Genomic DNA, 20,438 nt, shown 5'->3' with positions numbered 1-20,438 from the left:
CGCGACGAGCAGGGCGACCGCCGCGAGCGACCGCTCCCCACCGGACAGCAGCGAGAGGCGCTCGATCTTCTTGCCGACCGGCCGCACCGCGACCTCGATGCCGGTGTTCAGCAGATCGTCGGGCTTGGTGAGCGAGATGCTGCCGGCGCCGCCGGGGAAGAGCAGAGGGAACACCTCGCCGAACGCCTGGCGCGTGTCCTCGAACGCGGAGGCGAAGATCGTCTGCATCCGCTCGTCGAGCTCGGCGATGATCGTGAGCAGATCCTGGCGGGTCTTGGTGAGGTCCGCGAGCTGCTCGGTGAGGAACGCATGCCGCTGCTCGAGCGCCGCGAACTCCTCGAGCGCGAGCGGATTCACCCGCCCGAGCTGGGCGAGCTTGCGCTCCGCCTCCTGCAGGCGGCGCTGCTGGATGCGGCGGTCGAACGGGATGCCCGTGGGCTCCCGATCCGCCGCGGCCTCCTCGGCATCCGACTCCTCCGCGAGGTCGTCCCGCTCCGCGGCGACCACGACGACATCACGGGGAACCAGCTGATCCGGGCCGTATTCCGCGACCAGGATGTCCTCGTCCAGCGCGAGCTCGGACTGCACGCGCTCGAGGAGGCTGGACAGGTGCAGCTTCTTCTCGTGGATCTGCAGCTCGAGCCCGTGCACGCTCTCGGTGAGGCCCGCGAGGCGCTCGCGGATCGAGGAGTCCTGCCGTCGCAGCTCACCGAGCTCCTCGTTCTGCGCCGAACGCGCCGCCTCGGCGGCGGCCAGGGCGAGTCGCGCCTCGGCCACCGAGCGGTCGATCGAATCCAGGATCCGCGGCAGCTCCGTCGCGACCCCGGACGCGGTCTCCCGCTGGGCTCGTCGGATCACCGCACGACGGGCGGCCTCCGCGGCGGCCTCGCGCTCACGCTCGCGCTGGCGTTCCAGCGTGGCGACCCTCGTCTGGGCGGCCCGCACGCGCTCGCGCATCGTCTCGACGCCGAGGCGCGCTTCGATCTCGGCCTCGCGTGCGGCCTCCAGGGCCTCCAGCAGGCCGTCGCGTGCGGAGACGTCCAGGACGGGGCGCGGCGCGGACTCCGCCTCCGCGAGCGCGTCCTTCGCGGCGTCCGCGTGCGCCTCCGCGTCCGTGACGGCCGACTGGGCCTGGACGAGACCCGACTCGAGGCGCTCGCACTCGGCGATCGCGGACTCGTGCTGCACGGTCACGCGGTTGACCTGCTCGGTGTGCGTGGCCAGCGCGGCGTCGTGCTCGCGCAGGGTGCGCAGCGCGTCGCGGGATGCCCGCCGCGCGGTCTCGAGCGCCTCCGTCGCGTCCTCGCGCGCCTCGCGCAGCGAGTCGACGACGACGCGGACCTCGTCGAGACGGTCGACGGCCGCGTCGCGCTCGGCGACGAGCTCGAGCCGGGAGCGCTCCCCGCCGGATCCCGTGTGCAGGGTGTGCGCGGTCAGCACTTCGCCGGAGCGGGTGACGATCGTGAGCGGCACGCCGGCGGCGGCGACGGCCGCCGCGTGCGCGGAACGCGCCGTGGCGAGATCCTCGACGATCACGACGTGCGAGAGGATGCCCAGCACTCCGGCCGGCGCGGTCACGACCTGCGCGGCGGGCGTCGCGCCCCGGATCCCCGCATCTGAGACGACGGCCGAAGCACCCTGCGCGATGACGATGTCGTACGCGCCTGCCGTGTCGTCATCGCCTGCGAGCGCGAACGCCGCGGCCGCGTCGTCCACCAGCACGCCCTCGACGAGCGGACCGAGCACGGCCGCGATCGCGGCCTCGTACCCGGGCTTGACCTGGACGGCGTCGCCGACCAGCCCTCGCACGCCGGCATGACCGGCCGCGACGATCTCCGCGGCGCCACCCGTGACGGCGATCGCACTTCCCAGGGCCGCGGCCTTCGCGGTGAGCGCCTCGGACTCCCGCTCGGCGGCGTGCAGCCGCTCGCGCAGTTCGCCGAGCGCGGTCTCCGCGGAGACGGCCCTGGCCTGCGCGCGTTCGTACGCCTCGGCGTGCTCGGCGGCGGTGCCCTCCGGCGCCTCGCCCTCCTCGATCCGCTCGCGCGCCTCGGCGGCCTCGCGGCGACGTCCGTGCGCGGCCTCCAGCGCATTCTCCTGGCGGAGCACCGCGCCGCGGACGGCGGCGAGGGCGGACGCGGCGGCCTCGGCCTGCCCGCGCAGAGTCGTGAGCCGCATGTCGTGCGCGGAGACCAGCGCACTCTGCTCGGCGATGTCGACGTCGAGCGCGTCGAGCTCGGCGCGTGCGTTCGCGACCTCGCGGGTCGCCTCATGCGCCGCGTCCTGCGCCCGGCCGATCCCCGACGAGATCTCCTCGACCTCGTCCTTCGCCTCGTCGATCGTGGCCTGTGTCACGGTCACCGCTGTGACCGCGGCGTCGTCCTCGTCGGATCCGAGCAGCGCGAGCCGCTGGTTGGCGAGCGTGAACAGTCCGCGCACGCGCTCCTGCACCTGCTCCAGCCCGAACGCGACCCGCCTCGCCTCGTCGACGGCCGCGGAGTTCTGCAGCGCCTCAAGCCGGGTGATCTCGGCGCGGACGCGGTCGCCCTGCTCGCTCAGCACGACGCGCTCGGCGTGGCGCTCGTGCTCGTTGCGGGTGTGGTCGGCGAGCGCCGTGCGCAGCGTGACGACGTCATCGGCGAAGATCCGCGCCTTGGCGTCCCGCACGACGGCGGCGATGGTCTGCGCCTCGCGGGCGATCTCGGCCTGGCGCCCGAGCGGTTTCAGCTGCCGGCGGATCTCCCCGGCCAGGTCGCTGAGCCGGGTCAGGTTGGTCTCCATCGCGTCGAGCTTGCGGAGGGTCTTCTCCTTGCGGCGGCGGTGCTTGAGGATCCCCGCGGCCTCCTCGATGAAGCCGCGGCGGTCCTCCGGCGAGGCCTGCAGCACGGTGTCGAGGCGACCCTGGCCGACGATGACGTGCATCTCACGGCCCAGACCCGAATCGCTGAGCAGCTCCTGCACGTCGAGCAGTCGGCACCCCTCGCCGTTGATCGCGTACTCGCTGGATCCGTTGCGGAACAGCGTGCGGCTGATCGTCACCTCGGCGTACTCGATCGGCAGGGCCCCGTCGCTGTTGTCGATCGTGAGCTGCACCTCCGCGCGCCCGAGCGGACCGCGCGTCGAGGTGCCGGCGAAGATGACGTCCTCCATCTTGCCGCCGCGAAGGGTCTTGGCGCCCTGCTCCCCCATCACCCAGGCGAGCGCGTCCACGACGTTCGACTTGCCGGATCCGTTCGGCCCGACGATGCAGGTAACGCCCGGCTCGAAGGCGAACGTCGTCGGCTGCGCGAAGGACTTGAACCCTTTGAGGGTCAGGCTCTTCAGGTGCATGGGCACGCTCGGCGATCGGCGGAGTTCACGGCGTCTACGCTATCGCGGCGACCCCCGCGGCCGTGCGGGAAACGCCCGAGGTCCAGGGATTTCTGAGTGTCGGCTTGACGTCTTCTATGAAGCTCCGCTAGCGTGACAACCCGAGCCGAGAAAGGAGGTTGCCGACATGATGAACAACCGCATCGCATTCACCCCATTCCGTGGGATCGACGCGTCTTCGGCGACTTCCGTCGGCGTCTCCGCGCGCTTCGACGCGTAGAGCAGACGCGCTCCCTCGTCCCGGCCTGAGGCCGGCCTGACGCCTTCGGGCGTCCGCGATCCGATCCACGGTCCTCCGTGTCGATCATCAGATCGTCTCGATCGTCCGATCGCGCCGATCCCCCGATCGCCTGCACGATCCGGCATCTTCCGCCGGATCGGTCCCCTCACCCGTGACACGCCGCGGCGTCCCACCGGACGACCCCGTCGTGGAGCGAATCCGCCTTTCCGGCACGACCAACGAAAGCGAATCACCGTGAATACCGCATTGCACGCTTCGCCTCCCACCGAGTCGAAGCAGCGCGCTCTTCCCGAGCGCGACCTGTCCATCCAGCTCCCCCGCGAGGAGGAGCTCCGCAACCTGTCGTTCGCCCAGCGCGTGGCCCTGCGCGTCGCCCTGCACCTGATCGTGCGGTCGCGGCCTGCGACGCAGGACCAGGCCCGCTCGGCGCTGGCCGAGACCCACCGCCTCCGGCTGCTCCAGCAGTACGAGGCGAGCCGTCTGGCTCAGAACCCTACCCGGCAGGTGCTCTGATGACCGGCGCTCGGATCGACGACCCGTTCATCTCCCTGCCCGCCGGTGCGACCCTGCATCCGCTCGTGCTCCCGGCACGGGCGGATGCGGGGGCGCCCGGCCCCTTCCGCGACTACGCGGACGTACGCAATCGCTGCCTCGAAGCCGCATCCGGCCGCGATGACGACAGCTTCACCCCGGAGGAGCTGCTGCCTCTGCTCACCTCGGACGCCTACACCCACCGACGCCAGTGGCGGATCCTCATCGGGGAGCGCACGATCGGCATCGCGATCCTGAACCTCCTGCGCGACGGAGACGGCGACACGGCCGTGTCCGCCGTCAACGTGCTCCCCGAGGAGCAGGGCCGCGGCATCGCCACCGCCGTCGCCGCGCACCTGGAGGATCTCGCGCGCGCCGAGGGCGTGCACACCCTGCAGGTCTGGACGGAGCATCTTCCGTCGGACGACCCCGCGCTGGTTCCTCCCACGGGCTTCGGGAGCGTTCCGCGCGACCACACCGCGCGCTTCCTGCTCGCGCAGGGCTGGACCCTGGAGCAGGTGGACCGCGTCAGCGAATATCGCTGGGGCGAGGACGACCATCATCTGTCGGCGCTGCGGACCTCCGCCGAGGAGGCCGCATCCGGATACCGCGTCGTGCAGTGGCTGCTGCCGACCCCAGAGGATCGCCTCGACGGGTATGCGTGGATGAAGTCCCGGATGTCGACGGATGCCCCTGACGCCGCCATGGACTCCCCGGAGGAGACCTGGGACGCGGATCGCGTCCGCGAGCAGGACACCCGCTGGCTGGACATGGGCCACACGGTGCAGGTGACCGCCGCCGAGCACATCGCCACCGGCGAGCTCTGCGCGTACAACGAGCTCTCCCTCAAGGGGGCGCACGACAGCGTCACGCAGCAGAACGACACCCTCGTGCTGTCCGCCCACCGCGGTCACCGGCTGGGTCTGCTCGTGAAGACCGCCGGCCTGCTCGCCTGGCACGAGCGCTTTCCGCGCTCGACCCGCGTGGTCACCTACAACGCCGAGGAGAACCGTCCGATGCTGTCCATCAACGAGCAGCTCGGCTTCGTCCCGATCGCCTACGGAGGCGCCTGGAAGAAGGTTCTGAGCTGATCCGTCGCCCAGAGGATCATCCCGGAGGATGGCGCCCGGCCCGGATCCTCACTCCGGCGACCGATGATCCGCCGGGCGCCGCCGACAAGGCTGGAGGCATGAGCACAGCAGTCATCGAAGCCCACGGTCTGATCAAGTCGTTCGGATCCACCCACGCCCTCGCCGGCGTCGACCTCGGGATCGCCTCCGGGGAGTCCGTCGCCATCATGGGAGCCTCCGGATCCGGCAAGACGACCCTGCTGCACGTGCTCGCCGGGATCACCCGGCCCGACGGCGGGCGCGTCCTGTTCACGCCGCCCGTGGGCGCACCGGTCGAGGTGAGCGCGCTGGGAGAGTCCGCGCGGTCGCGCCTGCGTCGTGAGTCCTTCGGGTTCGTGTTCCAGCAGGGGCTCCTGATGCCGGAGCTCACGGCGGTGGAGAACGTCGCGCTCGCCGCGATGATCACCGGCATCCCGCGCGCGGAGGCGACGCAGCGCGCGGCGGGCTGGCTCGGCGCACTGGGTCTGCAGGGCATGGAGGACCGCCGGATCGGCGAGCTCTCCGGCGGTCAGGCGCAGCGCGTCGCGATCGCCCGCGCGCAGGTGACCGGCGCGAGCATCGTGTTCGCGGACGAGCCGACCGGCGCCCTGGACTCCGCGACCTCGTCCGAGGTCATGGACGCCCTGCTCTGGTCGACCACCGGGCAGGGCCGCACACTCGTCGTCGTGACGCACGACCCGCAGGTCGCCGCGCGCTGCTCCCGGACGATCGCCGTCCGCGACGGCCGCGTGCTCGGCTCGGCGGTCGCCGCGTGAACGCCGCGACGCTGCGGCTGCTGCTGCGTCCCGCCCCGGGATCTGCCGGGGTCGTGGTGATCCCGATGGTCGCCTTCGCCGTCGTCTCGGCCCTCGTGCTGACGGTGGTCGGCGGCGCCCAGGCGTTCTGGCAATGGACCGACGACTACGCGCTGACCTATCAGATCCTGGCGGCGGTCGCGCTCGTGCTGCTCGTGCTTCCGCTCGCCGCACTGGGCGGCGCCGCGGCGCGGCTGTCGGCCCGGCGCCGGGACGAGCGGCTGTCGACGCTGCGTCTGCTCGGCGTCACCGGCTTCGGCGTCGGCGTCGTCGCCGTTGTCGAGTCGACCCTGATCGCGGCCGCCGGAGTGCTCGGCGGAGTGGTGCTGGCACTCGGTCTCGCGCCGCTCGTGGGACTCATCCCGTTCCGCGGGCAGTCCCTGGGCGCCGCCGTGCTGCTGCCGCCCTGGCTCATGGCCGCCATCGCCGCCGGGACCGTGCTGCTCGCGACCGTGAGCGCGGTGATCGGGCTGCGTCGCGTGGTGATCTCGCCGCTCGGCGTGCGCACCAGGACCACCCCGCCGACGCCGCACTGGCTGCGCGCCCTCATCGCCGTCGTGCTGGTCGCCGCCGGATTCGTCGCCGGATTCGTGGTGCCGGGGATCGGCGGGGCGATCGCCATGATCACCGCGCTGGTCGCGATCTTCGGGGTGGGCCTGCTCGTCCTGAACCTCATCGGCCCCTGGGTGCTGAAGATCGGCGCGCGGATGCAGCTGCGCCGGGCGAAGACCCCGGAGCGCCTGCTCGCCGCGCGCATCGTTCTCGACGACGCGAAGGGAGCCTGGCGTCAGGTGAGCGGTGTGGCGATGGCGAGCTTCATGGCCGTGTTCGCCGGCACCGGTGTCGCCCTCATGGACGTGATGAGCGCCGGTGACCCTTCGGCGCAGGATCTCGCGCTCCTCACCGACATGCGCACCGGTCTCATCATCACGCTGGTCGCGTCCTTCCTCATGGTCGGATGCTCCGTGGCCGTCACACAGGCCTCCGACATCCTCGACCAGCGCGACCTGCACCGCAGCCTGCACTACCTCGGGGTTCCGGCGGGCACCGTGGACTCCGCGCGACGGCGCGCGGTGATGTCGCCGCTGCTGATCACCGCACTGGGATCCGCGCTCTGCGCGGCCGTGCTCATCTTCCCGCTGCTCGGAATCGCGCTCATCACGGCGCCGCTGTCCATCGCGACGATCGCCGCGGTCCTGGCCGTCGGCATCGCGCTGGTGTGGATCGCGACTCGGCTCACCAGACCGCTGCTGATGCGCGCGTTCGCCGGCTGAGTGCGTCTCCCGCGACGAGACGTCACTGTCCGATCGCGGCCGTCAGGAAGTCCTCGACGGCCGCGATCGTCGTCGCGTTGTCCCGGTGCACGATGCCGCGGATGCCGAGGCGGGCGGCGCCGTCGATCTGCTGCCGCCGGTCGTCGATGAAGAAGACGTCCGCCGGCTCCGCGCGCATCGCGGCCAGGGCAGCGGCGTAGGCCTCGGGATCCGGCTTGTTCGCGCCGATCTCGTGGCTGTAGCAGATCGGGTCGAAGACCGAGGAGAAGCCGTAGCGCCGCTCCTCCTCCTCGCGGGCCCCGTCGGCCGAGTTCGACAGGATCGCGACGCCGGCTCGACCGTGCAGCGTGCGGGCGTAGTCGATCAGCATCGTGTTCGCCTCTCCGCAGTAGGCGTCCCATAGCTCCGCGCGCGCCTCCGCGATCTCGTCGGGGGTGAAGTCCAGCGCGCGCGCGAAGCCGTCCCAGTATTCCTCGGCGCGGCCCTGCACGAGATCGATGCGCGGAAGATCCGCCGCCGCGATCACCAGGTCGTACTCCGCGCGGCTCATGGCGGCGCGGGCCGCCCAGCGGTTCTTGAGCTCCTCCTGCCACGGGCCGTCGTCGACGATCTCGAGCACGCCGCCGATGTCGAACAGGATCCAGGGCTTGTTCCGCGTCATGCCTCGACGCTAGAGGACCCGGATCCGCATGACGATGGGCAGCTCTCCCCGGGCCGTCGTGCCTTCGGATGCAGGAGAGGCGGATGTGCCACAGAATGGATCCGTCCTGTCATCGTCCCCGAGGAGCACTCATGAGCAGCATCGTCGACTTCGTCACCGTCTCGACCGCGGGTCTCGAGTCCTCGCCCATCGCCGAGGCGCTGGCCGGTCTGCGCGCGAACGAGGCGCGCTACATCACCAACAAGTACGGCTCCCCGTTCACCGTGAGCACCCCGGACGAGGACCCGGAGACGCTGCGGTGGGTGACCGACATCCTCCGCGAGGAGCGTGACATCGTGATCGCGAGCCCCGCACTCGAGGTCAGCGGGTTCGAGGCCGACGGGATCCGCTTCGGCTACGTCTTCTACGCCTCGGGCCTCGCGATCAACGTGATGTACACGCTCGCCGACGGAGGCAAGCGTGCAGTCGGCTTCAAGCTGTCGCTCGGCATGGAGATCCCCGAGGAGCTGTCGGCCTTCAAGTTCGCACGCCAGCGCTCGAAGCTCGCGGGCGAGATCCGCGGATCCTATTTCGTCATCAAGGGCGAGCACTGAGTCATCGGGGTTTCGCCGACCGGGCCGTTGCCCGGATGACGTGAACGCGTCGGCTACCGCAGTTCCGCGGCGACACGCAGCCACGGTTCGGCGCGGGAGCCGGTCGAGGCCGATCCGCGTGCCGCGCCGTCCGCGGTGACCACGAGCGACCACTCCGCGAGCGAGGTCTCGGCATCCGCGAGTCGCCTGCTCAGCCGGCCGACAGCCTTGCGGGTGGGATCACCCTGAACCGACACGTGCGCCATGTGGTGGCGGACCAGCGCCGCGATGGCCACGGTCTCCCGGACGGGCCAGCCCAGGCGAGTGCCCATCCGGAGGACGATCTCTCCCCCGAGCTCCGCGTGGCCGTGCGATGTCACCGCGTCACCGTCCGACCGAGTGGTCGCGGGCTTCCCGACGTCGTGGAACAGCGTGGCCAGGACGACGATCTCGCGGCGGTCGACCGGGCCGGGCGCGGCGTCACACAGCGACGCGGCAACGTCCGCGGCGAGCAGCGAGTGCGTCAGCACGTCGCCTTCGGGATGCCACCGAGGATCCTGCGGCACGGAACCCAGCACAGCCAGTTCGGGAACCCGCGAGATGAGCCCCTCCCTGCGCAGATCCTTCGAGGGCTCGGTCGCGAGACGAGCGATGCGGCGCAACGCGTCACCGGTCTGATGATCTGGGTGGATCCCCATCGATCGCGTCGAGTGCGAGTCGTCCGCGTGCGTCATCGTCCGCGTGCCTCCCTCCGCCTCTCCTGACCAGAGTAGAGCGAGGCATCGTGCGCATCACCGTCGCCGCTGACACCTCGGGCAGAAGTGGCTCGAGCGGTTCATGAACGCGTCGCGCCGGATCGGACCGCCGCAGCGCGGGCACGGCAGGCCCGTGCGGCCGTAGGCGTTCAGGGAGTGCGCGAAATAGCCGGCCTCGCCGTTGACGTTGACGTACTGCGCGTCGAAGCTCGTGCCGCCCTCGGCCAGTGCCTTCTCCAGCACCGCCCTCACTTCGGCCAGCAGGCGGTTCACCGCCACGGTCGACAGCGCGGACGCCGGAGTCTCGGGGTGGATCCGCGCCGCCCAGAGCGACTCGTCGGCGTAGATGTTGCCGACGCCGCTGATCAGGCTCTGGTCCAGCAGTACGCGCTTGATGGCGCTCGATCGCGTGCGCAGCGCTGCGCGGAACACGCCGTCCCGGAACGCCTCGTCCATGGGATCCCGAGCGATGTGGGAGACCTGCGAAGGAATGAGCGGCTCTGCGCTCCCCCATCCCGCGGCGCGTGCATCGGCGGTCGGCACGAGGGCATCCACGGCGAGGGATCCGAACGTGCGCTGATCGGCGAAGACGACAGCGAGCTCGCCGTGCTGCGGATGCTCGACGAACAGCCGGATCCGCTCGTGCCGCTCGGCCGCGGCATCGGGGCGGCGCAGCAGCAGCTGTCCGGACATGCCGAGATGCCCGACGATCGCGGAACGTCCTTCGACCCCCGCTGTCGCGAGCGGCATCCAGAGGAACTTGCCGCGGCGCGCCACGGTCGCGACCTCAGATCCTTCGAGCCGCGCGACGAAGTCGGCGGCCCCCGCCGCGTGCCGGGTGAGCGCCCGTTCGTCGTGCACGTCCACCGAGAGGATGCGCGCGCCGGTCATCGCCGGAGCGAGACCGGAACGGACGACCTCGACCTCGGGCAGCTCAGGCACGGTCGCTGAGCGCGTGCCAGGCGGCCAGCGCCGCAGCCATCTCGGCCGTCTTCTTGCTCGTGCCGGTGCCCGTGGTCGCGAGTTCGCCCACGGTCACGGTCGCGGTGAAGCGGCGGTCGTGATCGGGCCCCGTCGAGACCACCTCGTACGCGGGCGCGCTGAGCCCGAGTCGCGCGGACAGCTCCTGCAGCGCGGTCTTCGGATCCATCGCCGCGCCGTACCGCTCTGGATCGCCCAGGAGCGGCTCGATGAGACGCAGCACCAGGGCGGTCGCCGCCTCCGGGCCTGCGGACAGGTAGGTGGCGCCGAAGACGGCTTCCATCGTGTCCGCAAGGATCGAGTCCTTGTCGCGACCACCGGTGCGCTCCTCGCCGTTTCCGAGCAAGATGTGCGCGCCGAGGCCGATGCCACGGGCGACCTCGGCCAGGGCGACCGTGGACACCACGCTCGCGCGCCGCTTCGCCAGAGACCCCTCGTCGAGGTCGGGAAGCGTCGTGTAGAGCATGACCGTCACGGCCTGGCCGAGCACGGAGTCGCCGAGGAACTCGAGACGCTCGTTGTGCGGGATGGCGCCGTTCTCATATGCGTACGAACGATGCGTGAGCGCAAGCTGAAGCAGCTCGGGGTCGATGTCGACCCCGAGCTGCTCAGAAAGCGGGCGCGTCCCTACGGGGACTTCTGCCATGATCGACGGATCGATCAGACGTCGGCGACCTTGCGGCCCTTGTACTCGAGGAACAGCTCGGTGCCCTGCGAGTCGGTGACGACCTTCGCCTGGTGGGGGCGGCTGTAGACGACCTTGCCGTTCTCGATGGTCTTGACGAGGGCAGGAGCCTCCGCCTTCCACTGCGCGCGACGCGAGCGGGTGTTCGAACGGGAGACCTTGCGCTTCGGGGGGTTACCGGCCATGGTTGCTTACCTTCTGTGTTCTGGGCGCGCAGCTATTCCGCTGCGTTTCCGTGGTCTGTGATCTGCTGGAGCGCGGCCCACCGAGGATCGACGGGAGCGTCCTGCTCTTTCCCGGCGCTTCTGGTCAGCCGCTCACCGGTCTCGGGGTCGAGTCCAGGGCAATCCGGCTGACACACCGGCTGAAACGGGAGCGCCAAAACCACCGCGTCCCTGACCAGAGTTTCAAGATCCACGTGGTCGTCTTGAACCTCGAAGTCGTTCGCTTCCTCTCCAGGGTACGCGAAAAGCTCCTGAAACTCGACTTCGACAGGCTCTTCGATCGGATTCAGGCATCGCCCGCACTCTCCGCGGTACGTCGAATCGACCTCGCCGGTCACGAGGATGCCCTCGTGCACCGACTCCAGCCGGACGTCGAGATCGAGTTCCTCACCCTTCTCGACGGAGACGAGGCCTTCGCCCCACTGCTCCTTGAGAGGGATCGTGATGCGGTGCTCGCGCATCTCGCCCGGTCGGCGAACGATGTCGCGCACGGGCAGCACGAACGGTCCATTACGTCGCGTCTTCACCGGGACAGTCTACCGGGCCGACCTGGACGGAGGCCGGTCCTCAGATGCCGCGCGAGCCGGTGTCGAGGAATCGAGCGACCGCCGGCGGCACGAACGGGGAGACATCGCCGCCCAGCGCCGCGACCTGCCGCACGAGCGAGCTGGAGACGAGGGCGTGCGCGGGATCCGGCAGCAGGAACACGGTCTCGATGTCGGCGAGGTGGCGGTTGACGATCGCCATCGGCGACTCGTACGCCACGTCGACCTGCGAGCGGATGCCCTTGACGAGCACTCCGGCGTTGACGTCTCTGGCGTAGTCGACGAGGAGGCCCATGCTCCAGGATCCGACGATGACGGTTCCGACGACGCCGGCCTCGGCGATCGATTCCTCCAGCAGCGTGAGGCGCTGGGCCACCGGAAGCATCGCCTGCTTGTCCGGGTTGTGCACCACCAGCACGTGCAGCTCGTCGTAGAGGGCCGCGGCACGCCGGATGACATCCAGATGGCCGAGGGTCGGCGGGTCGAAGGAACCGGGGACGACGGCGATCCGAGCGCTCACTTCGTCTCCTCACGTCGCTCAGTGCATCGCATGCCTCCACCCTAGCGGCGCGGATCTCTGCGTCAGCCGTGCGGCCTCCGCTCGGCGTGCTCAGTTCTTGGCGAGCGCCGCACGATCGTCGATGCTGAGCCGTTGCGCCATCGCCTCGCGCAGCCCCTCGTGCTGCTGCAGCGCCGGATCCGCCTCGATGATCTCCTCGGCGATCGCGCGGGCCTGCGCGATCAGATCCGAGTCCTTGATGACCCGCAGCAGCTTCAGCGACGACTTCGCCCCGGACTGGCGAGCACCGAGCACATCGCCCTCACCGCGCAGGTCGAGGTCGACCTCGGCGAGCACGAATCCGTCGAGCGTCGCGGCCACGGCATCGACCCGGTCGCGGGCCGGCGTCCCCTGCTCGGCCTCGGTGACCAGCAGGCACAGTCCGGGAACGCCGCCGCGGCCGATGCGGCCACGCAGCTGGTGCAGCTGGGAGACGCCGAAACGATCGGCCTCCAGCACGATCATGGTCGAGGCGTTCGGCACGTCGACGCCGACCTCGATCACGGTCGTCGCGACGAGGAGGTCGATCTCCCCCCGGGCGAAGGACTGCATGATCGCGTCCTTCTCGTCCGCGGCCATGCGTCCGTGCAGACCGGCGATGCGCACCGTGCCCAGCTTCGGATGCGTCGCGAGGGCGGCCAGCAACTGCACCACTCCCCAGCGCGGACCGCGGCTCTCCTCCTCCTCGTCCGCGAAGTGCTCCTGATCCGCCTCTTCCGCGCCGTCGTCGGTGTCGATCGCCGCGCACACGGCGAACACCTGGCGGCCCTTCTCGATCTCCTCCGCGGCCCGTTCCCACACGCGGGCGAACCAGCCCGGGTGGTCGGCGAGCGGGGCGACGAAGGTCTCGATGCCCGCGCGCCCGCGGGGCATCGTGCGGATCACCGAGGTGTCGAGGTCGCCGAACACCGTCATCGCGACCGTGCGAGGGATCGGAGTCGCCGTGAGCACGAGCGCGTGCGGGCTGGTCCCCTTGGCGCGCAGGGCCTCGCGCTGCTCCACGCCGAACCGGTGCTGCTCGTCGACGACGACGAGGCCGAGGTCGGCGAAGGTCGTCTTCTCCCCCAGCAGCGCGTGCGTTCCCACGACGATGAGGGCCTGGCCCGCCGCGACCCTCAGAGCCGCCTTGCGGCGCTCCGGCGCGGACATCTGCCCCGTGAGCAGCGTCGGCATCACGAGCGGCGCGAGCTTCGGCCCCAGCATCTTGGTGATCGAGCGCAGATGCTGCCCGGCGAGCACCTCGGTCGGTGCGATCAGCGCCGACTGGCCGCCCGACTCGGCGACCTGCAGCATGGCGCGCAGCGCGACCAGCGTCTTGCCGGATCCGACCTCGCCCTGCACGAGCCGGTTCATGGGCGCACCGCCGATGAGGTCGGCGGCGATCGTCTCCCCCACCGCCTCCTGATCGGGCGTGAGCTCGAACGGCAGCGCGGCGTCGAAGCGCTCCAGCAGCCCGCCGGGCTTCGCCGGCCGCGCGGTGGCGTCGAGCATGCGCACGAGGTAGCGCTGCTGCATGAGGGCGGTCTGCAGCGTGAGCGCCTCATGCATGCGCAGCGTGCGGATCGCCGGCGCGATCTCGTCCTTGGTGCTGGGGCGGTGGATCCGCTCGAGCGCGACGCGGGCGTCGAGCAGGCCCTCCTCGCGCCGCACCTCGTCGGGAAGCGGCTCCGGCACGGGGCCGAGATCGTCCAGGACCGTGCCGACCATCTTCTCGATCTGCCACGTGGTGAGCGCCGCCGTGGCCGGGTATATGGGCAGCGGCGTGGTCACGAGGACGTCGGCCTGGGTGCGCGCGCGCAGCTCGTCGTCGAACATCTCGTACTGCGGGTGCGCGAACTGAGTGACGCCGCGATAGTCGCCGACCTTGCCGGTGAACACGCCGCGCCGTCCGATCCGCAGCTCCTTCTCGCGCCATTCGAGCTGGCCGCGGTACTTGGCGAAGAACGTCAGCACCATGCGGCCGACGCCGTCGCCGATGTCGACCGTCATCATCGCGCCGCGACGGTTCTTCATGTCGCGCACGGTCACCGCCATCACCTCGGCCACGATCGTGACCGTCTCGCCCTTCGGGAGGTCGAGGATCGGCGTGAGCTCGCCGCGGTTGGCGTAGCGGCGCGGGTAGTGCGAGAGCAGATCCCACACCGTGCTCATGCCGAAGGCCTTCTGCAGCGCCTTCGCGTTCCCGTCGCCGACCGCGACGGCGAGCGGCGAATCGAGGCGGAGCGGCATGCTCAGAAGTCTAGAACGGGCCCCGGACAGCGCGCGCCGCCGGCGGCTGGACCGGCTCAGCTCCCGAGGAACTCCAGCGCCGCATCGCGGAACGCCTTCGACCCCGGTGCGTTGAAGTGATGCCGGCCGGGGATCTCGAAGAACGATCCCTGCGGCGAGGCGTCCGCCAGGCGGCGGGAACCGTCGATGATGGGGTCCTCGGATCCGGTCGCGAAGAGGATCGGCTGGGCGGGCGCCGTCGCCGGATCCGGATCGATCGTGCGCGCCTCCCCGCGCATGCCGAGCGCGAGCGCGAGCATCACGTCGAGATCGTTGCCCGGCACGCGCTCGGTCAGAGCGATGTAGTCCTTCGTGGCGGGATCGGTGACCGGCGCCCCCTCGGCCAGGTACGCGCGCACCTCGCCGACGTCGAGCCGTTCCAGCGGGCGCCCGTCCGGGATGCCGCCGAGCACGGCGCGCGGGATGCGGTTGCCGAGATCGCGCAGGACCTCCCAGCCGACGCGCGCGCCCAGCGAATAGCCGACATAGAAGACCTCGTCGACGAGGTAGGTGTCGAGCACCTGCTCGATGTCGCCCGCGAGGGTGCGCATCAGGTACTGCTCGGGCTGGTGCGGCTTCTCGCTCGCGCCGTGGCCGCGCTGGTCGATGCCCAGCACCCGGTATCCGGCGCGCTCCAGGGCGCGCGCCCAGCCGGTGAGCACCCAGTTATCGCGCGTGCTGGAGGCGAACCCGTGCACGAGCAGCACGACGGGCGCGTCCGGGTCGCCCCAGGTGTAGGTCGCGAGCCCGACGCCCTCACCCGCCTCGATGATCTGCGGGCGGGGCATGCTGATCAGTGCTGCAAGGGGTTCGGCCACTCCTCCATCTTGGCCCTGCTCCGCGCAGGGCGGGCGCTTCCCCTGCCCGTGTGACGTCGCGCGTCGCCTCGGCGCCCGCGGTGGGTCGTCGCATCCCGGGGCGAATAGGGTGAACGGGTGACGAGAATCATCGCCGGAGCGGCCGGCGGCACCCGCCTGGACGTACCGGGGCAGGGGACGCGGCCCACGAGCGATCGGGTGCGCGAGTCACTGTTCGGCGCGCTCTCCTCGATGGACGCGATCGCCGATGCGCGCGTGCTCGACCTTTACGCCGGATCCGGAGCCCTCGGCCTGGAGGCGCTCAGTCGGGGCGCGCGCAGCGCCGTGCTCGTCGAACGGGGGCGCGCGGCGGCGGCGGTCGTCCGACGCAACGCCGCGGCGGTCGCGAAGGCGCTGGGAGGCGACACGGCCGGGAGGACGAGTGTGCAGGAGTCCTCCGTGCACGGCTACCTCGTCCGTGCCGCAGGACCGTTCGACCTCGTCTTCACGGATCCGCCCTACGATCTGTCCGACGCCGACATGACGGCCGACCTGGTGGCGCTCGCTCCGCTGCTCTCCCCCGACGCCGTCGTCGTGATCGAGCGCGCCAAGCGCTCCACGCCTCCGGATCTCGACGCCGCCGGGCTCAGCCTCCTCCGGGAGAAGGTCTACGGCGACACCGCGCTGTGGTGGGCGGAGCCGACCGCTCCCTGACCGTCAGCGCCGGACGTCGGCGCCGGCATCCCGGTACGGGTCCCAGCCCAGCGGTCCGACCGGCTCGCCATCGCACAGCACAGGGGCGCCCGGCACCGCGGCGACGACGGATCCGATCCGGCGGAAGCCCGGCGGCAGCATTCCAGCGGGGAACGCGGCGAGCAGGGCGTGGTCCTCGCCGCCGGCCAGTGCGCGATGCGGGTGCGCGCCGAGGGCGGACCGCTCCAGGGCGATCGTGACCCCCGAGGCCTCCGCCATGCGGCCGGCATCCAGCGCCAGCCCGTCGGAGACGTCCATCATCGCGGTGGCTCCGGCGATCGCGGCCATCGGGCCGAGTCCGATCGGCGGCGTCGGCCGCAGCTGCGCGGCGATCGCGTCGGCCTCCCCTTCGCCGAGCTCCGCGGCGTCGACGGGAACCGCCGCGCCGTCGTGGTGGAAGCGCCGGAACAGCACGGAGAGCCCGTGGCCCGCGACGCCCATCTCCCCCGCGATCGCGATGTCGTCCCCGACCCGGGCGCCGGAGCGGGTGACGGCCGAGCGGCCTTCGAGGTCGCCGAGCGCGGTGACCGCGATCATCAGGGTCGCCGACACGGTCAGGTCGCCGCCGACGACGGCGCAGCCGGGGGCGAGGGCGGCACAGGCGTCGCGGAAGCCATCGGCCAGCGCCGCGATGAAGGAGAGCCGGCGGTCCTTCGGCACCGCGAGCGCGACCAGCAGCGCGGTGGGACGGGCGCCCATGGCCGCGATGTCGGCGAGGTTGACCGCCGCCGCCTTCCAGCCCAGGTCGTAGCCGCTCGACCACGCCGCACGGAAGTCGGGGCCTTCCACGAGCGTGTCGGTGGTCGCCACGACGGATCCGGAGGGCGCCGCGACCACGGCGGCGTCGTCACCGGGCCCGAGCAGCGCGTCGCGCCCCGCGGGCGTGCGGGTCAGGATCGTGCGCAGCACGCGACCCTCGCTCACCTCGCCGATCATCGGATCGTCGGATCCCGGGGCCTCCGCGGTCGCATCGGATCCCGGAGCTGAAAGGTCCACCATGCTCTCAACGGTAGCCTGGAGGGATGCCCCGCCGTCTCGCCGTCGCCACCGTCCTCGTGCTCGCCGCGGGGCTGCTGGCCGGGTGCAGCTCGACCGTGCACCTGAACGCCGCGGATGACGCGAACGACCCTCGTTGCGCCGACGTGACCGTGCGGCTCACGAACGTGCCCGCGATCGACGGGCACGAGCGGCGCTGGACCGACGCGCAGGCGACGGCGGCCTGGGGCGATCCCTCCGTCGTGCTGCTCACCTGCGGGCTGCCCGAGGCGGAGCCCACGAGCACTCTGCAGTGCATCTCCCTGCAGGGCATCGATTGGCTCGTGGACGACTCGAAGAGCCCCTACCTGACGCTCACCACGTACGGTCGCAAGCCCGCCGTGCAGCTCTACGTCAACAGCAAGCCCGACGAGCCGAACAAGGGCGTCAGCGCGAACGACGTGATCGGCAACAAGAGCCTCGCCGCGGCGATCGCGACGATCCCCGCCACGCACGCCTGCACCGAGCGGCCAGGGGCGGACGCGACGCCGACGCCGTCGCCCGCCACGGGCGGCTGACGCCCTCCGCTTCGACGGATGAGCCCCGCTCAGGCCGCCTCGGCCTGCTGTCCGGCGGCGCGCCGGTCCTTCCCGGGCAACGGTTGCGGGGCTGCCACCCGGGCCGCCCCGTCGCCTCGCGTGCTCTGCAGGACGATCTCAGCGAGCGCGGGCACCCAGAGCAGAGCGCCGATCTGAACCGTCAGCCATGCGCCGTGCGGTGTCGAGATGTCCGAGATGAGCGCCACCCCGATCGGCACTGCGGCCAGCATGAGCAGCGAAGGGATGCCCGCGAGCAGCCGCACCCAGCGCCGGCTTCGATGTGAGAACAGGAAGCCGGCGCCGATGAAGGCGGCCAGCAGCGGCAGGGTCGCCGGATCCGCGGCCATCGCGAACGGGGCGAGGGTCAGCCAGGCGGCGCCGCGCGGGCGACCGGCGATCCGCCGCGCGAACGCCCATCCGAACAGCGCGCCCATCGCGGTTCCGGGGATCAAGATGAAGCCGAAGGTGCCGAGCCAGTGGAAGGTCGAATCGGCTCCCGCAAGCTGCGCCATCATGCCGCGCATCGACGCGGCCCAGGCCAGCCCTCCGACGGCGCCGACGAGGATCGGCATCGCCCGCCCTGCGGTGGTCGCGTCCATGATCGCTCCTTCGCCGAGGGATCCCGCCGCATACTCCGATGCCGCGGGGCCACGGTGATGGTCTATCAGGCCGCAGATCCGGAGACCGGGTTGTTGCCTTCGCGGAAACGGTCGTGACGGAAGCGGCCGGATCAGCGTCCCGCGGGGCGAGCGGCGCGGGTGATCGTCTCGGTGAACTCCGCGAACAGCGTCACCATGGCGAGGAGCTCCGGCCGGGAGTCGGATGAGCGATGGTGCATGTAGTACCAGCACGATGGCACGCCCTCGAGCTCGACCCACTTCAAGGCGGGCGGAAGAGCCGCGGCGAGGGCCGCCGGGATCACTGTGATCCCCGGCCCCGTGAGCAGCTGTCCTGCGACATCGGAGGTCCGCGATGCGGGCAGGCGGACCAGCGACGCCTCCGCGAGCGGCCGGACGTCGGCGAGGACGAACGGATCCATGTAGCTCGCAGGCAGGTCCGGCGCGTACAGCAACGGCTGCCGGGCGAACTCCGCCACCGGCACGCTGCGCCGATAGGTGTACGGGTGCCCGGTCGGGATGAGACCGACGCGCTTCAGCTCGCCGAGCCGCGTCGAGACCACCTCTTCCGAGTCCGACGCGCCGAACGTGAGCACCGCGTCCACGGCACCCGCCGTCAGATCGGCATCCAGGCGCTCGAACAGGGTCGGCACCAGGACGACGCCGACGCCGGGGTGGGCATGGGAGAGAGCGAGCTCGAGCGTCGCGAGCGCGGCAGGCATGAGCGGGGCCACCGCGTCCACCCCCGCGGGAAAGGCGACGCGCAGTCGCTCGGCCGGCTCGGCGACGGCGGCGAGCTGCGCGGCCTGCGCGGCTTCCAGCACCCGCGGGGCGAACTGGAGGAACCGGCGCCCCGCGGCCGTGATCCCGATGACCCCTCCGGAGTCCCGCTCGAGGAGCGGGACTCCGAGTTCCGCCTCCAGGCGCTGCACCCGCTTGGTGACCGCGGAGATCGACACGCCGAGTTCGGTCGCCGCGTGTCCGAAGTGCCGATGACGGACGACGGCGAGGAACGAGGTCACCGCGATGAGGTCCATCGTGTCCTCCCCTCGCGCGGTCAGAGCGCCAGGATGCCCCGTCGGGAGTCGACTCGCAAGACGTCGGACTAGCGGCGCAGCCCGGCCTCGATCAGCTCCGTGATGAGGTCGCGGTAGCTGAGCCCCGACGCGATCCAGCACTTCGGGAACATCGAGATCGGCGTGAAGCCGGGCATCGTGTTCAGCTCGTTCACCACGAGCGTCCCGTCGGCGGTGAGGAACATGTCGACCCGCGCGAGCCCGCGCCCGTCGACCGCCTCGAACGCCTCGACCCCTGCCTGCTGGATCGCCGCGATCTCGGTGTCGGAGAGCTCGGCCGGGCAGACCACGTCCACCCCGTCGCCGCCGAGATACTTGCCCTCGAAGTCGTAGAAGCCCCGCGAGGTCAGCACGATCTCCCCCGGCACCGAGGCGCGCGGCCCTTCGACGCCTTCGAGGATCGCGACCTCGATCTCGCGGCCGACGACGCCGGTCTCCACGAGCACCTTGTCGTCCTCGGCGAGGGCGATGCGCATCGCCTCGTCGAACTCGGCGGGATCGGTCACCTTGGACACGCCGACGCTGGACCCGGCGCGGGCCGGCTTGACGAACAGCGGCGACCCGAGCACCTCCGCGGCGGCGCGCACGCCCGCGGGGTCCTGCGCCCACTGCCGCGCGCGCACGGTGATCCAGGGCGCCACGGCGATGCCGGCGGCCTGCAGCGCGACCTTCATGAAGTGCTTGTCCATGCACAGCGCGGAGTCCAGGACCCCGCCGCCGGCGTACGGCACCTCGAGCGTGTCGAAGTAGCCCTGGAGCGTGCCGTCCTCGCCGTGCGGTCCGTGCAGCAGCGGCAGCACCACGTCGATCGCGCCGAGGTCGTCGACGGAGCCGTCGGCGCGGGTCACGCGCAGCGTGCGGATCCCCCCGGGCTCGGGCCACTGGATCCGGGTGCCGTTGTCGGCGACCTCGGGCAGGTGCGCGGCGTCGAGCGGGAACTTCTCCGGCTCGTCGTCCTCGAGGACGAACGCGCCCTCGCGGGTGATCCCCACGGGGATGACGTCATAGCGCTCCCGGTCAAGGGCGCGCAGC

21 protein-coding genes are annotated in these 20,438 nt (G+C 71.4%); 7 read left to right on the top strand and 14 right to left on the bottom strand.

Annotation, left to right across the window (positions count from 1 at the left end; all coding sequences use genetic code 11):
- Nucleotides 1–3,330: chromosome segregation protein SMC (gene smc / locus B7X32_RS07005; RefSeq protein ID WP_292717948.1), on the bottom strand; the 3,330-nt coding region annotated here is incomplete at its 3' end.
- 526 nt (nucleotides 3,331–3,856) lie between these two features.
- On the opposite strand from smc, the gene B7X32_RS07000 reads away from it, so the two are divergent.
- From B7X32_RS07000 to B7X32_RS06985, 4 genes are all read left to right on the top strand, one after another.
- The gene (locus B7X32_RS07000) at nucleotides 3,857–4,123 is read left to right on the top strand and encodes a hypothetical protein (RefSeq protein WP_292717946.1); all 267 of its coding nucleotides are present in this window, start codon (nucleotides 3,857–3,859) and stop codon (nucleotides 4,121–4,123) included.
- Nucleotides 4,123–5,232 (top strand): GNAT family N-acetyltransferase, encoded by a 1,110-nt coding sequence (locus B7X32_RS06995; RefSeq protein ID WP_292717943.1) that lies wholly within the window; start codon nucleotides 4,123–4,125, stop codon nucleotides 5,230–5,232. The genes B7X32_RS07000 and B7X32_RS06995 overlap by 1 nt, the downstream gene beginning before the upstream one ends.
- Nucleotides 5,233–5,330: 98 nt before the next feature.
- A complete protein-coding gene (locus tag B7X32_RS06990; protein WP_292717941.1) occupies nucleotides 5,331–6,026 on the top strand; it encodes an ABC transporter ATP-binding protein in 696 nt (231 codons plus the stop codon).
- Nucleotides 6,023–7,339 (top strand): permease, encoded by a 1,317-nt coding sequence (locus B7X32_RS06985; protein WP_292717939.1) that lies wholly within the window; start codon nucleotides 6,023–6,025, stop codon nucleotides 7,337–7,339. Before B7X32_RS06990 ends, B7X32_RS06985 begins: the two co-directional genes overlap by 4 nt.
- A 22-nt stretch (nucleotides 7,340–7,361) precedes the next feature.
- On the opposite strand, the gene B7X32_RS06980 is transcribed toward B7X32_RS06985, so the two are convergent.
- Nucleotides 7,362–8,000: an HAD-IA family hydrolase gene (locus B7X32_RS06980; RefSeq protein ID WP_292717937.1), complete on the bottom strand. Its 639-nt coding sequence runs from the start codon at nucleotides 7,998–8,000 to the stop codon at nucleotides 7,362–7,364.
- A gap of 131 nt (nucleotides 8,001–8,131) precedes the next feature.
- Between B7X32_RS06980 and B7X32_RS06975 the strand changes: the two genes are divergently transcribed.
- Nucleotides 8,132–8,593 (top strand): phage tail protein, encoded by a 462-nt coding sequence (locus B7X32_RS06975; protein ID WP_292717935.1) that lies wholly within the window; start codon nucleotides 8,132–8,134, stop codon nucleotides 8,591–8,593.
- A gap of 53 nt (nucleotides 8,594–8,646) precedes the next feature.
- Here the strand turns inward: B7X32_RS06975 and B7X32_RS06970 are convergent, their stop codons facing one another.
- The 8 genes from B7X32_RS06970 to B7X32_RS06935 form a co-directional block, all read right to left on the bottom strand.
- Nucleotides 8,647–9,306, bottom strand: coding sequence for an HD domain-containing protein (locus B7X32_RS06970; protein ID WP_292717933.1), 660 nt, complete (start codon nucleotides 9,304–9,306; stop codon nucleotides 8,647–8,649).
- 57 nt (nucleotides 9,307–9,363) lie between these two features.
- A complete protein-coding gene (mutM, locus tag B7X32_RS06965; RefSeq protein ID WP_292717931.1) occupies nucleotides 9,364–10,269 on the bottom strand; it encodes a bifunctional DNA-formamidopyrimidine glycosylase/DNA-(apurinic or apyrimidinic site) lyase in 906 nt (301 codons plus the stop codon).
- Nucleotides 10,262–10,954, bottom strand: a complete 693-nt coding sequence (gene rnc, locus B7X32_RS06960) for a ribonuclease III (protein WP_292717929.1) — start codon at nucleotides 10,952–10,954, stop codon at nucleotides 10,262–10,264. The genes mutM and rnc overlap by 8 nt, the downstream gene beginning before the upstream one ends.
- 14 nt (nucleotides 10,955–10,968) lie before the next feature.
- The gene (gene rpmF, locus B7X32_RS06955) at nucleotides 10,969–11,178 is read right to left on the bottom strand and encodes a 50S ribosomal protein L32 (protein WP_013586329.1); all 210 of its coding nucleotides are present in this window, start codon (nucleotides 11,176–11,178) and stop codon (nucleotides 10,969–10,971) included.
- Between the two features lie 32 nt (nucleotides 11,179–11,210).
- Nucleotides 11,211–11,678, bottom strand: a complete 468-nt coding sequence (locus tag B7X32_RS06950) for a DUF177 domain-containing protein (RefSeq protein WP_292717952.1) — start codon at nucleotides 11,676–11,678, stop codon at nucleotides 11,211–11,213.
- Between the two features lie 106 nt (nucleotides 11,679–11,784).
- Entirely contained in the window at nucleotides 11,785–12,282 is a 498-nt protein-coding gene (coaD, locus tag B7X32_RS06945) for a pantetheine-phosphate adenylyltransferase (RefSeq protein WP_045273263.1), read from the bottom strand.
- 90 nt (nucleotides 12,283–12,372) lie between these two features.
- Complete coding sequence (locus tag B7X32_RS06940) at nucleotides 12,373–14,550, bottom strand: ATP-dependent DNA helicase RecG (protein WP_292717924.1); 2,178 nt, start codon at nucleotides 14,548–14,550, stop codon at nucleotides 12,373–12,375.
- A 56-nt stretch (nucleotides 14,551–14,606) separates the two neighbouring features.
- On the bottom strand, nucleotides 14,607–15,377 hold the full coding sequence (locus tag B7X32_RS06935; protein ID WP_292717950.1) for an alpha/beta fold hydrolase: 771 nt from the start codon (nucleotides 15,375–15,377) through the stop codon (nucleotides 14,607–14,609).
- Nucleotides 15,378–15,524: 147 nt separating this feature from the next.
- Here B7X32_RS06935 and rsmD point away from each other — a divergent pair, with 147 nt between their 5' ends.
- Nucleotides 15,525–16,100, top strand: a complete 576-nt coding sequence (rsmD, locus tag B7X32_RS06930) for a 16S rRNA (guanine(966)-N(2))-methyltransferase RsmD (RefSeq protein ID WP_292717922.1) — start codon at nucleotides 15,525–15,527, stop codon at nucleotides 16,098–16,100.
- 3 nt (nucleotides 16,101–16,103) lie between these two features.
- On the opposite strand, the gene thiL is transcribed toward rsmD, so the two are convergent.
- Nucleotides 16,104–17,138, bottom strand: coding sequence for a thiamine-phosphate kinase (thiL, locus tag B7X32_RS06925; protein WP_292717920.1), 1,035 nt, complete (start codon nucleotides 17,136–17,138; stop codon nucleotides 16,104–16,106).
- A 23-nt stretch (nucleotides 17,139–17,161) separates the two neighbouring features.
- Here thiL and B7X32_RS06920 point away from each other — a divergent pair, with 23 nt between their 5' ends.
- Entirely contained in the window at nucleotides 17,162–17,692 is a 531-nt protein-coding gene (locus tag B7X32_RS06920) for a DUF3515 domain-containing protein (RefSeq protein WP_292717918.1), read from the top strand.
- Between the two features lie 29 nt (nucleotides 17,693–17,721).
- Here B7X32_RS06920 and B7X32_RS06915 read toward each other — a convergent pair whose 3' ends face one another.
- The 3 genes from B7X32_RS06915 to B7X32_RS06905 form a co-directional block, all read right to left on the bottom strand.
- Nucleotides 17,722–18,312: a hypothetical protein gene (locus B7X32_RS06915; RefSeq protein WP_292717916.1), complete on the bottom strand. Its 591-nt coding sequence runs from the start codon at nucleotides 18,310–18,312 to the stop codon at nucleotides 17,722–17,724.
- A gap of 131 nt (nucleotides 18,313–18,443) precedes the next feature.
- The gene (locus tag B7X32_RS06910; protein ID WP_292717914.1) at nucleotides 18,444–19,367 is read right to left on the bottom strand and encodes a LysR family transcriptional regulator; all 924 of its coding nucleotides are present in this window, start codon (nucleotides 19,365–19,367) and stop codon (nucleotides 18,444–18,446) included.
- Nucleotides 19,368–19,435: 68 nt separating this feature from the next.
- Nucleotides 19,436–20,437: a D-alanine--D-alanine ligase family protein gene (locus B7X32_RS06905; RefSeq protein ID WP_292717913.1), complete on the bottom strand. Its 1,002-nt coding sequence runs from the start codon at nucleotides 20,435–20,437 to the stop codon at nucleotides 19,436–19,438.
- Nucleotide 20,438: the final 1 nt, after the last annotated feature.

The organism is Microbacterium sp. 13-71-7 (genome assembly GCF_002257455.1).
Taxonomy (GTDB): Bacteria; Actinomycetota; Actinomycetes; order Actinomycetales; family Microbacteriaceae; genus Microbacterium.
The sequence above is the reverse complement of the archived record's forward strand: the minus strand, read 5'-3'. Positions and strand labels throughout refer to the sequence as shown.

Excerpts from the sequence above, each read along its gene's own strand:
- B7X32_RS06995 (WP_292717943.1), top strand. The coding sequence starts at position 4,123 with ATGACCGGCGCTCGGATCGACGACCCGTTCATCTCCCTGCCCGCCGGT.
- B7X32_RS06990 (WP_292717941.1), top strand. The coding sequence starts at position 5,331 with ATGAGCACAGCAGTCATCGAAGCCCACGGTCTGATCAAGTCGTTCGGA.
- B7X32_RS06980 (WP_292717937.1), bottom strand. The coding sequence starts at position 8,000 with ATGACGCGGAACAAGCCCTGGATCCTGTTCGACATCGGCGGCGTGCTC.
- B7X32_RS06975 (WP_292717935.1), top strand. The coding sequence starts at position 8,132 with ATGAGCAGCATCGTCGACTTCGTCACCGTCTCGACCGCGGGTCTCGAG.
- B7X32_RS06970 (WP_292717933.1), bottom strand. The coding sequence starts at position 9,306 with ATGACGCACGCGGACGACTCGCACTCGACGCGATCGATGGGGATCCAC.
- rnc (WP_292717929.1), bottom strand. The coding sequence starts at position 10,954 with ATGGCAGAAGTCCCCGTAGGGACGCGCCCGCTTTCTGAGCAGCTCGGG.
- rpmF (WP_013586329.1), bottom strand. The coding sequence starts at position 11,178 with ATGGCCGGTAACCCCCCGAAGCGCAAGGTCTCCCGTTCGAACACCCGC.
- B7X32_RS06950 (WP_292717952.1), bottom strand. The coding sequence starts at position 11,678 with ATGCGCGAGCACCGCATCACGATCCCTCTCAAGGAGCAGTGGGGCGAA.
- B7X32_RS06940 (WP_292717924.1), bottom strand. The coding sequence starts at position 14,550 with ATGCCGCTCCGCCTCGATTCGCCGCTCGCCGTCGCGGTCGGCGACGGG.
- B7X32_RS06935 (WP_292717950.1), bottom strand. The coding sequence starts at position 15,377 with ATGCCCCGCCCGCAGATCATCGAGGCGGGTGAGGGCGTCGGGCTCGCG.
- thiL (WP_292717920.1), bottom strand. The coding sequence starts at position 17,138 with ATGGTGGACCTTTCAGCTCCGGGATCCGATGCGACCGCGGAGGCCCCG.
- B7X32_RS06920 (WP_292717918.1), top strand. The coding sequence starts at position 17,162 with ATGCCCCGCCGTCTCGCCGTCGCCACCGTCCTCGTGCTCGCCGCGGGG.
- B7X32_RS06915 (WP_292717916.1), bottom strand. The coding sequence starts at position 18,312 with ATGGACGCGACCACCGCAGGGCGGGCGATGCCGATCCTCGTCGGCGCC.
- B7X32_RS06910 (WP_292717914.1), bottom strand. The coding sequence starts at position 19,367 with ATGGACCTCATCGCGGTGACCTCGTTCCTCGCCGTCGTCCGTCATCGG.